The organism is Anaerorhabdus sp., assembly GCF_036657415.1.
Classification (GTDB): Bacteria; Bacillota_I; Bacilli_A; order Erysipelotrichales; family Erysipelotrichaceae; genus Anaerorhabdus.
Genome location: NZ_JAVXGL010000007.1, coordinates 1 through 13,843 on the forward strand (window position 1 = coordinate 1; position 13,843 = coordinate 13,843).

Annotated in this window: 15 protein-coding genes and 1 other annotated feature; of the genes, 2 read left to right on the forward strand and 13 right to left on the reverse strand. The window is 31.6% G+C overall.

Features of this window, described 5'->3' with window-relative positions; all coding sequences use genetic code 11:
- Positions 1 to 695 (forward strand): MurR/RpiR family transcriptional regulator (locus RSB60_RS01860; protein ID WP_332614216.1); only part of this gene is annotated, 695 nt, incomplete at its 5' end.
- Between the two features lie 34 nt (positions 696 to 729).
- On the opposite strand, the gene RSB60_RS01865 is transcribed toward RSB60_RS01860, so the two are convergent.
- The 10 genes from RSB60_RS01865 to RSB60_RS01910 form a co-directional block, all read right to left on the reverse strand.
- The gene (locus RSB60_RS01865) at positions 730 to 2,118 is read right to left on the reverse strand and encodes a M24 family metallopeptidase (protein ID WP_332614218.1); all 1,389 of its coding nucleotides are present in this window, start codon (positions 2,116 to 2,118) and stop codon (positions 730 to 732) included.
- A gap of 17 nt (positions 2,119 to 2,135) precedes the next feature.
- Positions 2,136 to 3,398: a M20 family metallo-hydrolase gene (locus RSB60_RS01870; protein WP_332614220.1), complete on the reverse strand. Its 1,263-nt coding sequence runs from the start codon at positions 3,396 to 3,398 to the stop codon at positions 2,136 to 2,138.
- Positions 3,399 to 3,501: 103 nt separating this feature from the next.
- Positions 3,502 to 3,966 (reverse strand): PTS sugar transporter subunit IIA, encoded by a 465-nt coding sequence (locus RSB60_RS01875; protein ID WP_323381138.1) that lies wholly within the window; start codon positions 3,964 to 3,966, stop codon positions 3,502 to 3,504.
- Complete coding sequence (locus RSB60_RS01880) at positions 3,959 to 5,539, reverse strand: PTS transporter subunit EIIC (protein WP_323381137.1); 1,581 nt, start codon at positions 5,537 to 5,539, stop codon at positions 3,959 to 3,961. Before RSB60_RS01880 ends, RSB60_RS01875 begins: the two co-directional genes overlap by 8 nt.
- Before the next feature lie 196 nt (positions 5,540 to 5,735).
- Positions 5,736 to 6,341 (reverse strand): amino acid ABC transporter ATP-binding protein, encoded by a 606-nt coding sequence (locus tag RSB60_RS01885; protein WP_332491826.1) that lies wholly within the window; start codon positions 6,339 to 6,341, stop codon positions 5,736 to 5,738.
- A 4-nt stretch (positions 6,342 to 6,345) separates the two neighbouring features.
- On the reverse strand, positions 6,346 to 6,987 hold the full coding sequence (locus RSB60_RS01890) for an amino acid ABC transporter permease (protein ID WP_323381135.1): 642 nt from the start codon (positions 6,985 to 6,987) through the stop codon (positions 6,346 to 6,348).
- Positions 6,984 to 7,739 (reverse strand): amino acid ABC transporter substrate-binding protein, encoded by a 756-nt coding sequence (locus RSB60_RS01895; RefSeq protein WP_332614223.1) that lies wholly within the window; start codon positions 7,737 to 7,739, stop codon positions 6,984 to 6,986. Before RSB60_RS01895 ends, RSB60_RS01890 begins: the two co-directional genes overlap by 4 nt.
- A 77-nt stretch (positions 7,740 to 7,816) precedes the next feature.
- Positions 7,817 to 8,050 (reverse strand) — a binding site (T-box leader).
- A gap of 59 nt (positions 8,051 to 8,109) precedes the next feature.
- Positions 8,110 to 9,381 carry an EAL domain-containing protein gene (locus RSB60_RS01900; protein WP_332614225.1) on the reverse strand — a complete coding sequence of 424 codons (1,272 nt, stop codon included), beginning with the start codon at positions 9,379 to 9,381 and terminating at the stop codon, positions 8,110 to 8,112.
- Positions 9,382 to 9,411: 30 nt separating this feature from the next.
- The gene (locus tag RSB60_RS01905; protein ID WP_323381132.1) at positions 9,412 to 9,849 is read right to left on the reverse strand and encodes an ASCH domain-containing protein; all 438 of its coding nucleotides are present in this window, start codon (positions 9,847 to 9,849) and stop codon (positions 9,412 to 9,414) included.
- 1 nt (position 9,850) lies between these two features.
- The gene (locus RSB60_RS01910) at positions 9,851 to 10,282 is read right to left on the reverse strand and encodes a hypothetical protein (RefSeq protein ID WP_323381131.1); all 432 of its coding nucleotides are present in this window, start codon (positions 10,280 to 10,282) and stop codon (positions 9,851 to 9,853) included.
- Between the two features lie 64 nt (positions 10,283 to 10,346).
- On the opposite strand from RSB60_RS01910, the gene RSB60_RS01915 reads away from it, so the two are divergent.
- The gene (locus RSB60_RS01915) at positions 10,347 to 10,766 is read left to right on the forward strand and encodes a GNAT family N-acetyltransferase (RefSeq protein ID WP_323381130.1); all 420 of its coding nucleotides are present in this window, start codon (positions 10,347 to 10,349) and stop codon (positions 10,764 to 10,766) included.
- Positions 10,767 to 10,795: 29 nt separating this feature from the next.
- Here RSB60_RS01915 and RSB60_RS01920 read toward each other — a convergent pair whose 3' ends face one another.
- Genes RSB60_RS01920 through opp3C form a run of 3 tightly spaced genes read right to left on the reverse strand, consistent with a single transcriptional unit; the run spans position 10,796 to position 13,842 of the window.
- Positions 10,796 to 11,725 (reverse strand): ABC transporter ATP-binding protein, encoded by a 930-nt coding sequence (locus RSB60_RS01920; RefSeq protein WP_323381129.1) that lies wholly within the window; start codon positions 11,723 to 11,725, stop codon positions 10,796 to 10,798.
- Entirely contained in the window at positions 11,718 to 12,812 is a 1,095-nt protein-coding gene (locus tag RSB60_RS01925) for an ABC transporter ATP-binding protein (RefSeq protein WP_332475834.1), read from the reverse strand. The genes RSB60_RS01920 and RSB60_RS01925 overlap by 8 nt, the downstream gene beginning before the upstream one ends.
- A 13-nt stretch (positions 12,813 to 12,825) precedes the next feature.
- Positions 12,826 to 13,842, reverse strand: a complete 1,017-nt coding sequence (gene opp3C / locus RSB60_RS01930) for an oligopeptide ABC transporter permease (RefSeq protein WP_323381127.1) — start codon at positions 13,840 to 13,842, stop codon at positions 12,826 to 12,828.
- Position 13,843: the final 1 nt, after the last annotated feature.

The window sequence follows — 13,843 nt, forward strand, 5'->3', positions numbered from 1 at the left end:
TTTTAAATTTTATTCAAAATAATTTAAATCTTTGTTTAACAATTAGTATCTCAGAACTTGCTTCAAAATGTAATGCTTCTACCGCTACAGTTCTAAGAACAACGAAGAAATTAGGTTTTAGTGGATATAGTGAATTCAAATATTTTTTGAAAAGTGATATCCATGAAAAAAATAAAGAGTCTGTTGATATCGTTGAAATTATTAATAAAGATATTTCTCAAACGATAAAAGTATTTCAACAAAATAAACACATAAATGAAATATACGAAATGATTCATAATGCCAAAAACATTTATGCTTATGGAACAGGACAAGGGCAACGTTTAATGCTCCAAGAATTTGCACGATGTTTCTTGAATGTAAATAAAAATATTATCATGGTACCAACATCAACAGAACTTAAAATTATGAAAAAGTATATGAGTGATAAAGATTTACTCTTCATTGCTTCATGGTCTGGAAAAATAGAAAAATATCAAGAGACACTTGTAAATTTAGATGTCTTAGGTATTCCCATGATTTCAATTACAAATCTTAATAATAATGAACTATCTCGAATAACAAAATATAATCTCTATTTTCAAAGTACAAGTATTGATAAAGATATGAATATCAATGATTCTTCTTATTTAACATTGCATTTAATTTTACATTTACTTTATGACGGTTATACAAATTATTTCACTCTAAAATAAAAGTGTATACATTTCAAATGCATACACTTTTTACTTATAAGCTCATTGCTTTTTCTTTATTTAATAGAAAGGGTCTAAGATATGCTACAGTTGAACACATTGGAAGAACATCTTTATTTAATTGAATATTCAATTCATTCTCAATATACTCTTTTCTTTGCATCATTCTTGCCCACATTTCAGGACAAGCATTTTTAATTTCATCTTGAAGCTTTTGATCAGCCACTAAAATTGTGCTTTCAACACTTGTACCAGCATAGCCTGAAAGTGAAGGGATAATATCCGTTTGAAAAATCATGCCACTCACTATTTGTTCCTCACTCTTTTCATAGATAGGTGATGATAGCCATTCTTCATCCGCACCTAAATGACCTGGGCATAGTGTCCAATTGTATTTACTTTTAGGAAGTACATCTTCTATTAATTGATATAAGTCTTTGCCTACCATACCACAATGAATATTCTCTAACCAAACTGCTATAGCATTATAATATGGTTTTACAAGCACATCTAAATAATCTTTACAATTATCTGGCAAGCTTTGTTCATCATTTACAATATAACCTGCTCTTGAAGATAAACCACCTTTGTATCCTACGGTCATGCTTATCGTTTCACCTTCAGCAATACATTTATCGGTTGGATATATATTTGCGTTAAGGAATCTTGGTCCTGAAGCTGCAATAGTAACTACACTATTTCTTTGACCAAAAGCATTGAGGGTATCTCCAAGCACTAATTCAGATATTCCAAGATCAATTTTATTCATTGTTTTAAGCATACAATCTGATGCAAGCGATGCTCCAAATTCATAATGTTCAATTTCATTTACATTATTTTTACATCGTACTCCGCCATCACCAATGAAGATATTGATTGCATTTGATATTTTCTTTTCATCACCTACAAGATCAATAATTGCCTTAATAATGAAATAAGGCACATCATACAATTGTTCATTATTTTCACTAACACTTGTAAATTTCTTCCATCCTGCAATTCCAACTTTAGAATCTTTCATAATTCCAGCATGACTTAATAATTCTTTAATACTCTTGTTTTTTCCCATTGGTTGATTCGGCAAAGAAAAATGTGGTACATGAATCGCTTCAGCATTTAGTCTAGCTTTGCTGACTTTATTTAAGTTTTCATTTCCCATCAACATAAAGCTTTTACCAGATTGATGAACTACTAATAAAGCTTCTTCAAAACGTGGAAGAAAACCTGTTAGATATTCGAAATTACTTCCATGTTCTAAATCGGCATAGACTACTAAAGTATCTATGTCTTTTTCTTTCATTTTGTGAATAACATTTTGAAATCTTTGTTTCATTGTTTCATCACTTAACATTACTGGTTTATTTGTACAATCCAATTTTGGTTCCTTAATAATTTTATAATTCACTCTATTTAATTTGTTCATTGTGAATTCCTTTCATTCTATTCATCACAGCTTAAATCCATAACTAGATGAAGCAAAACATCTGCTCCCTTTTTAATTTTGTCATAGTCTGTCCACTCTTCTGGACAATGTGATACACCATTTTTACTTGGAACATAAATCATATTCACATCTGTGAAATCTGTCATGATCATTGAGTCATGCCCAGTACCATTATTAATTACTGAGTAACTATATCCCAAGTCCTTACAAATCGTGATCATCTTCTGTACATTATCTGCATTCATAATACTTGGTTTTGTGGGATTTGGATAGTTTATTCTAGTTATTTCTTCTAATTCTGTTTCTATTTCATATTTTGTACTAATTGCATCTAAGATATCTTGTATTAATTTAGTAAAATTTATTTCTTCTGTTATTTCTTTATTGAAAGTTCTTATCTCTATTTTACCTTCTACATATTCTGGAACGAATTGATTTGAATTTGGTTGGATATCCAGTTTACCCACCATACCTGTTACGCTATCTCCAAGTTCCTTAATTTGTTTATCAAACTCATTAATAAATGCAGAAGCTGCGACAAGTGCATCTTTTCTCGCAATCATTGAAACTGTTGAATCCGCTGTTTTACCATGGAAACGAATTGTATAACGACCAATCCCTGCAAGATATTTTATTAATCCTATATCAATGTTTTCTCTTTCTAATACTGGTCCTTGTTCAATATGTAGTTCTAGAAAATTCTTAATTGACCCTGGCTTTTTCTTAGCTTCTTGTAAATCAGGATTTAATCCATATTCCATCATAGCTTCAAGTTTAGTTTGACCAAAACGATTTTTTACAGTCTTTAATTCTAGCTCTGTCATTGTCCCAACCATGGCTCTTGAATTTGTTACACCAGTACTTGGTCCAAATGTTTCACCTTCTTCTGCATTCATTAAAATTAGTTCCAATGGATAATCGTTTTCAAAATTAGTTTCATGTAGTACTCGCATAACTTCTAATGCCGCTACAGAGCCAGCTACACCGTCAAATCCCCCACCATGTACAACAGAGTCATAATGTGAACCTAACATCACTACAGGAGCGTTTTTGTTCTTACCTTCTCTTCTTCCAAAGAGTGTTCCAAAACTATCTTCATATATTTCTAAGTCTATTTTTTTCATCTCTTCAATTAAATAGTCTTTTGCCTGTCTATCTTCTTTTGAGTAAGATGAACGTGTTACTCCTTTTCCAGGTGTTGATGTAAATGTACTTAATTTTTCTATATTTGCTTGAATTCTTTCTGCTCTTGTTTCCATAATTAGCTCCTTCTTATAAATTTAATATTTTTCCTATATTGGCTCTAAGAATATGCTTTAAAGCCATTATAGGAAAAAGCCCATATAGGGCTTTTAAATTCCTCTATTTAATTGAAATAGATAGTTTTTCGTGATGTTCACCATGATGCAATTTTTCTTCTATCTTTATTGAATTGTTTGTAAAGATAATTACTACAACTGGATCAAATCCTTTTTGTTTTATCAAATCAAAATCAACATCAATCAGTTTATCACCTTGTGCAATCTTGTCACCTTGTTGAACAAAAGACTCAAATCCTTCACCTTTTAAACTGACTGTATCAATGCCAACATGAATTAAAACCTCAACCCCTGCATCACTTTTTATTCCAATCGCATGTTTTGTTGGAAATAAAACACTCACTTCTCCACTAAATGGTGAATATATTGTTTTATCAGATGGGATTATTGCAAATCCATCTCCCATCATTTTTTGTGAGAAAACTGTATCATTAACTTTTTCCATAGGGATACAATCACCTGATACTGGCAATATAAATTTCTCTTTTTTCTTAAAAAGATTAAGCATTCGATTTTACAGCACGTTTTAATTCAGCTGCTGCCTTTTCTACCTTAGCACCATAAACAACTTGAATATTCGTTTCATTAATTTTTATGATTCCTAAGGAACCTGTTTTCTTTAATAAATTTTCATCTACAAGTGATGTATCCTTTAAAATCAAACGAAGTCTTGAAATACAGTTATCGATTTCAACAATATTTTCTTTTCCACCTAAAGCCTTCATAATTGATGCACCTAATTCTGTAACTTCTTCCGTATTATCAACTTCATCATTTTCATCTTCTCTACCTGGAGTCTTAATGTTGAATTTTAGAATAGCCCACTTGAATACAAAGAAATAAATTGCAGCATAGGCAATACCAATAGCTACGTTAATAATCCATTTTGTTTCTGGTCCACGTAAAACTCCAAATAAAACTAAGTCAATCAAACCGCCACCTGCATTACCAATACATACACCAAGTAATGTATTGATAAGGAATGATAATCCTGCCATTACTGCATGGAATAACCATAGTAGTGGAGAAATAAAGAAGAAAGCAAATTCAATCGGTTCAGTAATTCCTGTAAAGAAACTTGTTAGTGCTGCCGCAAGTAACATCCCTTTAATTTTTCCTCTATTTTTAGGAAGAGCTGTTTTATACATTGCATAACATGCAGCTGGTAATCCAAATACCATGAATGGGTGAGTTCCTTGTGTTAAGAAACGAGTTGCTTCACGCATCACATCCATGTTTGGATTCGCTTGCATTAATAATTGGTTGAAAATATTAAGTGCTCCTGAAACTTGAACACCATCGATCATTGCAGTTCCACCAATTGGTGTAAAACGTATCAACTGATTTAAAATATGATGTAATCCTGTTGGAATAAGTAATCGTTCCAAAAATCCATAAATAAAAGTACCAAACGCTCCTACCGAAGCTAGTAAATCACCAAATCCATTAATAACCATATTAAATAATGGCCAAATAAAATACATACCAAGTGCTAAAAATGGAATTGTAACTACCATCATAATTGGTACAAAACGTTTTCCACTAAAGAAGCTAAAAGCTGTTGGTAATTGTGTTGTGTGGAATTTGTTGTGAATCATTGCAGTCCATAAACCAACAATAATTCCACCAAAGATACTCATGCGATATGTAAAGATTCCCATAACAACATCGTAGGCTGCATTTTGTTGTGTAGCCTCTAACACATTCATCCCTTGTGATACTAAATATTCAATACTTGTTGTCTCAGCAGTAATACCATTCATTTGAAGTAAAAAACGAATCGTAGCGTGAAACAATACAAAGCCGATAATAGATGCAAATGTTGCAACCTCTTTATCTTCTTTTGACATCCCCTGCGCTACAGACATACAGAATAATATTGGTAATAATCCAAATAAACTTCCTGCTAGCGTATTAATTAAACTTACAAAATTATTAACGATTTCAACATTGGCAAGTATATTTCCAAATACATTTGGATTTTGTAATGTTGATGCTAACCCTAGTAATAAACCTGCAGCAACAATGATAGATAATGGACCCATCAAAGACTTACCCAGTTTTTGTATAAACGTTTTCATCTTTTCTCTCCTTATATTTAATTTTCAAATGTGCACATTGTGATTTAATCACGACTCTATTTTAGCATTCCACTTTTTTATGTAAACGCTTTACAAATGTTTAGAAACTATATTATCCTCTTTAAACTTTTTACATTTTATGAAATTTATGACATTTCATCGAATATAAAAAGCAGGTATGAAATAATACCTACTTTCATTCTAGTGATATAATTCGTGTACTGATTTTTTTCGCAAATTCACGATCATGTGTCACAACCAAAATACCTAAATTATCTTTCGCAAGTAGCTTAATTAATTCAATAACATCTGTACAGCTCTTTGCATCAAGTGCCGATGTTGGTTCATCAAAACAAATATATGCCGGTGTTAATGCACATGCCCTGGCTATTGCTACACGTTGCTTTTGTCCACCAGATAATTGATAGGGGTAACAGTCCTTCTTATCCCATATATTCAAGTTTTGTAAAAGTGTTGTTACTCTTGCATTTGCATCTTCTTTGTTTTCTTTTTTTAAATATAAAGAATCTACACAATTTTCAAATACTGTACGATGAGGGAACAGATTATAATTTTGAAATACATAACCAATCTTATGATTTCTATTTTCAACTAATCCATCAATCTCAATTACGCCTTCATCCATTTCTTCTAATCCACATATACAGCGAAGTAGTGTTGATTTCCCAATTCCGCTTGGTCCCATGATTGATACAATTTCATGTTTTTCTACTTCGAGTGTTACATTATCTAAAACACTCAGTCCACCAAATGCCTTAGAACAATTCAATATTTTCAACATTTTCTTACCTATAAAAACTTAATCTACTTTCTATTTTCTTTATTATCAATGAACACGTTGATGTCATGATTAGATATATCACACCTACATAGACAAAAGGTAGTGCTGTTGCATATACATTAACTGCATTTCTTCCTACTTTCAAAAGTTCTGTTACTCCTAATACCGTTACTAAAGATGTATCCTTAATCAACGTTAGTGCTTCATTACCTAAACTAGGTAATGTTATTTTGAAAGCTTGGGGTAGAATAATATATCGAAAGCATTGTGTTTTTGAATAACCTAAAACCTTTGCAGCCTCTTCTTGACCCTTATCTACTGATTCTATACCACCTCTGTTAATTTCCATGAAATACGCAACATAATTTAGAATAAAGGCAATAAAAACACTACTCATTCGATCTATTGCAATATTCAATAGTGGTAATCCAAAATAGATAAACATAAGTTGTAATAGTAAAGGTGTCCCTCTTTCAATCATGATGTAGAATCGAAACAACTGATTTAATCCTTTTATTTGTAACGTATACAAATAAGAAAATAGTAGTGATAATGGATACGAAACTAGAAGTGTTCCAAAAAATATGAATAAAGACATACTTGCACCTTCTAACAAAGATGGAAGTAGTTTAATCAACATACTCATTGTGCAAACCATTTCATCCTAATTTGTTCAACTGTTCCATCGTCAATACATTCTTGTAGTGCACGATTCACTTTCTCTACAAGTTCTGTATCTGCTTTTCTAAATCCAATTCCATATTCTTCTTCACCAAAATTATCACTCAGAACTTTGTATTTTTCTTCACCACGTTGTTTCATTACATAACGTGCTAATACTTCATCACAAACAATCGCATCACTTCTACCTGCTTCTAAATCAAGAAAGCAATCTATATTTGTATCAAACTCAATCAAATTATTCAATTGAGTGACAATGCTATCTTGTTGAACAGCATCTAGAGCACTCGATTCTTTTTGAACAGCCACTTTTTTATTTGCTAAATCTTCTTTTGAATTAATCGAACTTTCATTCAATGTAATAATTATTTGTTTATTTTGTAGATATGGATTTGAAAATTCTACCATTTCTTTTCTTGCTTCTGTAATAGAGTATCCATTCCAAATACAGTCAATATTATTTCCATTCAATTCTGTTTCTTTCATTGCCCAATCAATTGGTTGAAACTCAACATTCATTCCTAATTTTTCACCAATAGCTTTTGCTAAATCTACATCAAATCCTACTAACTTTCCTGATTCATCGCGAAAACCCATCGGTGCAAATGTGTCATCTAAACCGATAACTATGGTTTCCTCACGTTTCACTTCCTCCTTCTTTGAAGCACACCCCGTAAGAAGTGCTATTACTGCTACAAGACATAAAAACTTTTTCATTCTATTTTCTCCTTCTTCTTTCTTGATATGCATCTTTGAATATTCAGCGAATGTAATAAACAAAAAACTCCCATCCTATATAGGACGAGAGTTATCTTCGCGGTTCCACCTAAATTTAAAATACCATCACTGGCATTTCCTCATTGAGTACAATCATACTCTAGTACAATAACGGGTACACCCGGCTTAGCCTACTTTATTCGGTAAACAGCTCCTAGATGTGTTCACTTTATTGATCATCTTCTTTTCCACCAACCAAGAAGTCTCTATTAATCTCTAACAAAGTTACTATTTCTATTCATAGCTTGTATATCAATTATCGATAGTTTACTGTAAAAAAATTCAACTGTCAATAACTTAAAAGAGAAATTTATTTTAATACTTTATTTTTGATAAATGTTTCTTCAAATTCTTCTACCGGCATGGGTTTGTAGAAATAAAACCCTTGAATATAATCACACCCTATTTGAGTAAGATTATCAACATATTCTTTTGTTTCTATTCCCTCTGCTACAACTTCCATACCTAATTCATGAGCAATTTGAATAATATGTTTCGCTAGAATTTTTTCTTTTGGATTAGTATGGTCTAAAAACAATGAACGATCAATTTTCACTGCATTAAAAGGTGTATTGCATAGTACACTATATGACGAATAGCCACTACCGAAATCATCTAATGAAACACGATATCCATACTTTTTAATTTCATCTACAACTTCTTTAACTCTTTCTGATTGATTAAGAATAATATTTTCAATTAACTCTAATTCTATGCATTCCTTCTTACAGTCATATTTTTTATGTATGTCTTCAAATTCATTTAGAAAGAAAGGATAAACAAATGTACTCTTTGATACATTGACAGAAATACTAATTTCCTTTTTATAAACTTTACTCCAATGTTCGATGACCTTACAAGTCTCTTCAAATATATAACAATCTACCAAATTCATTTGACCACTTTCCTCAAGAACTGGTAAATATTCATTAATTGGTAAAAGACCTAGTTCAGGATCTATCCATCGCATCAGTGCTTCTGCACTTTCAACTTCTTTTGTCTTTAAATTGACTTTAGGTTGTAAATATAAGTGAATATGTTTGTTATGCAAAGCATCATCAAATCTTCTTCGATATTCTTGTGCATTTAGTTTTATATCTTGATAACTGGAACCGTAAAATTCAACATGAGAAATAAGAAAGTCTCTTTCTTTAGATTCTGTTCTACAAATATCTGCATAGTATTGTGCAGTATAAAAATCAACGATATTCTCTTCCAGCCTATATACACCTAACCCACAATAAACAATCTTTTCAAATCGCTTATCCGTTAAATAATATGTTTTATGTAGTATTTCAGAAAACCACATCACCAGTGAATAATCATCACGTTTTTCTGGTAGCTGTAACAATAAATTATAATAGCCATGTTGTAGATACGCGGCATATCCTTTATTTTCAACTGCCTCTAAAAGCGCATTATGAAATTCAAGTATTAGCTCATCCACAAAATCTCTGCCATACAAAATATTTAAGCGCCTTAATTGTTTAATCTTTAAACTAATAAAAGCATATTCCTGTCTTTGTTCAGGTAATAACTCATCATACTTTTCTTTTATCCATTGTTCACACATCATTTCCATATTCTGCCCTCTACAATCTATGGTTAAACTTTATCTAGGATAAACAACCTCAAACTCTTCACAGACAACTATCATCTGCTCTGTGAAAAGTAATCCAACTTCTTTCAAACAATCCGTAAAAAATTCTTGATGAACTTTTCGCCAATATGTTAAGGAACGATCTCCTTCGCCCTCCTTATATGCATGTTCAGCTGTAACTTCATTAAAAGGAACAAGTGTAACTTTATTTGTTTTGATAATACAAATTGCTTCATCTTTTGAATCACTGATAACACTGTATTGATTAATTTCTGGTAAATCTTCTGTATTATCAAGAAGATATAAATCATATGCACTTGCAGTTGCAGTTTTTACTCCATCCAATGTTAATTTCGCAAGTTTATCTGCTGCTACACCATATTGCCAAAAATCAACTCTTCCTAAATCTCTTTCTTGACAATATACTTGCCACATTTCTTTTGCGTTCATTTTATCCTCTTTTTTGCAGATTTTGCATAATCTCTTTTGCTTGTTTTGCATTGCTTTCTGTTAGATAAAGAAAATGTTGTTTTTTCTTATATTTAAAAGAAACACGATACGCATCGCCATCTTTTTCTAATTCTAAATTTCTAATAAATTGACCTTTATATAGCTTACCCATTAAAACAATTCCATCGTCTACAAATCCACTGCGTATATTCAAATAGGCTAAACCAATCATTAATACAACAAAACATTGAATAGTATTAAAAATACTATTTCCTGTGAAATAAAGAAACGCTGAAAATGCAACAAATAAAATAGTAGCTATTTTGTTTGATCCCACATCAGAATGAACTTTAATTTTCATCGAATTAAGAATTAATTTAATAACTATACCTAAAACTACTATATCTAATAAATAAAATAAACCATCTGTCATAATATCACCTACTATTATTTTACCGTTTACTTTGGTATAATTCAAACAATAGATTGAGGTAATTATGATAGAAATTAAATTTTACGAAAACAAAGACCACTATAAAGAAGTAATGTTCGTTAGAGAAGATGTATTTATTCGTGAACAAGGGTTTTCAACTGATGAAGATGAAATTGATAATCATTGTATACATGTCCTTTTCTATGATGATAATAAGCCCTTTGCAACAGGTCGTATATTTATTGAAGATGGAAACACTGTTATTGGACGTGTTTGTGTTTTAGAAGATTATCGTGGTAAAGGATATGGTGTTCAAATCATTCGACAACTTGAAGCTAAAGCAAAAGAAATGGGTGCATCTTCTACTCATTTGGGTGCTCAAGTACAAGCGAAAGAATTTTATGAAAAACTTGGTTATACAGAATATGGGGAAATCTATTATGATGAGTATTGCCCACATATCCATATGAAGCATGTATTATAAAAGCTCGTAAACTTAATTACGAGCTTTTTTTATTGTGTATACCAACGGGTAAATTCATCATTTGTCGCAAGAACAGTATGTGTTTCTGTCAATTGATGATAGACACCTTTTGTGTAATCAATACCTTCTTTATCCTTATCATAAACTAAAGCAATTCTTTTCTTTTCTACAACAGGATTAGGATGAGGAATTGCAGATAACAGTGATTTTGTATATGGGTGAATAGGATTTTGGAATATCTCATCTGTAGTTCCCATTTCAACAATATGTCCTAAATGCATTACACCGATACGATTACTAATATATTTAACCATTGATAAATCATGTGCAATAAACAAATATGTTGTCCCTAATTCTTCTTGAATATCTTTCATTAAGTTAACCACTTGGGCTTGAATCGAAACATCCAAAGCGGAAATTGCTTCATCGGCAATAACTAATTTAGGATTCATCACAAGGGCACGTGCTATTCCTATACGTTGACGTTGTCCACCAGAAAATTGATGAGGGAAACGTGTCGCATGTTCTTTTGATAATCCAACTCTTTCCAATATTTTGTTTATCTTTTCATCTAATTCTTCTTTGTTTTTATATAGATGATTAATTTCTAATCCTTGTGCAATAATATCATAAACTTTTTTACGCGGATTTAGACAAGCCATAGGATCTTGGAATATCATTTGCATATTTGTCCGTAATTCTTTTTCATCTTGAGCAGATAATTTACCACTTATTTTTTTACCATCGAAAATGACTTCACCTGAAGTAGGATTATATAGACGAATAATTGAACGTCCTGTTGTTGATTTACCAGAACCTGATTCTCCAACTAATCCAAATGTTTCACCTTCGTAGATTTTAAAGCTAATTCCATCAACAGCTTTTGTTGTATATTTTCTACTAATTTTAAAATGTTGTCGTAAATCTTTTACTTCGAGTAAAGGAGTTCTTTCATCCATTGATATTTACCTCCTTTTTCATCTTTTCGATTCTTCGTTTTAAATCCTCTGGCATCTCCACCTTTGGTGCTTTGGGATGACATAGCCAACTGCACACACGATGTTGTCCACCAACATCAAAAATAGGAGGTTCTTCTCTAAAATCAATTTTTAGTGCGAAAGGATTACGAGGTGCAAAAGCATCTCCTTCAATTCTTTCTAGAAGGTTGGGTGGAGAACCAGGAATCGCAAATAAACGATGACTATTTGTATCTACATCCGGCATACTGCTTAATAAGCCCCATGTATATGGATGACGTGGATCATAGAAAACTTCATTGATGTTCCCTTTCTCAACAATCTTACCAGCATACATAACAGCTACATAATCCGCTACCTTCGCAACAACACCTAAGTCATGGGTAATGTAAATTACTGAAATATTTTTCTCTGCTTGAATTGCTTTTATTAGTTCCAGAATCTTTGCTTGAATAGTAACATCAAGTGCCGTTGTTGGCTCATCACAAATTAAAATATCTGGATTACATGATAAAGCAATCGCAATAACAACACGTTGACGCATTCCTCCTGATAACTGATGAGGATATTGTTTCATTCTTTTTTCAGCATTTTCAATGCCTACATATTGAAGTAATTGAAGCGTTCTTTCTTTTGCTTCATGCTTAGATATTTTTTCATGCTCAATCATACCTTCCATGATTTGTTTTTCAATTGTCATGGTTGGATCTAAAGAAGTCATTGGGTCTTGGAACACCATCGCAATCTTCTTACCACAAATTTGATAACGAATTTGTTTTGATGTCATCTTTACAAGATCTACCACTTTTTCAGTTCCATCTTTTTCTTTATAGTTAAAGATAATAGAACCATGGTCAATCTTTCCATTATTACTTAAAATACCCATTATCGCTTTCACTGTAACTGATTTCCCTGAACCAGATTCACCTACAATGGCAATTGTTTCCCCTCTAAATAAATCTAAACGCACGCCACGAATTGCATTCACAACTCCTGAGCCTGTTTCAAATGAAATATTTAAATCGCGGATAGAGAGAACACGATCTTTTTTATTTTTCTTTTCAGTCATGTTTATCCCTCCCCTACATCTGTTTCATCTTTGGATCAAATGCATCTCTTAATCCATCAGCAAATAAGTTAAAACACAACATGAGTAATGCTAGTACAACAATTGCACTCATCATCATATGTGGATAAATTGTCATTGACTTATATCCTTCGGAAATTAATGATCCTAAAGATGCCATTGGTGCAGGTACACCTAAACCAATGAAGGATAAGAAAGCTTCAGTAAAGATTGCATTAGGAATTGAAAACATACTCATAATGATAATTTGACCAAAAATATTTGGTAAAATATCTTTAAAAATAATTGCAAAATTCTTTGCACCTAATGTCTTTGATGCAAGTATGAATTCTTGTTCTTTTAATTTTAAAACTTGGGCACGAGCAATTCTACTCATCCCTATCCAACCAGTAATCATTAATGCAAAAATAATTGATGAAATACCAGCTGGCAATACTAACCCTAATAAAGTTACAATGACTAGCGTTGGAATACCATTTAAAATTTCTGCTACACGTTGCATAACCATATCTACCTTACCACCAAAATACCCAGAAATTAATCCGTATACCATACCAATAAAGATATCAATGATTACTGCTGTAAATGCGATAATCAATGAAATTCGGGTACCTTCCCAAACTCTTGTGAACAAGTCACGTCCTTGTGTATCTGTACCAAACCAATAATATATATTTTCAATTCCTTTAGTTATATATTGATTATTACCATGATACATCCCATCAAATAATCCAAAATTTTCTAAAAATGGAACTCTTGGTGTTAATGATGCATGTTCAATAATAATTGATTTATACGTATGATCATTAAAATATGGACCAAATATCGCTAGTAATATGATGATTACAATAACAATTGCACCAAATACTGCACCTTTATTCTTCTTGAAATGGCTCCAAACATCTTTAGCATAAGAAGAGGTTTTATATGCTTTATCAACTAATTTTTGATTTGATTCATGGGCAAACTGAAAATCATCTTCATTGAATTCAACATCAGTAATTTGTGTCATA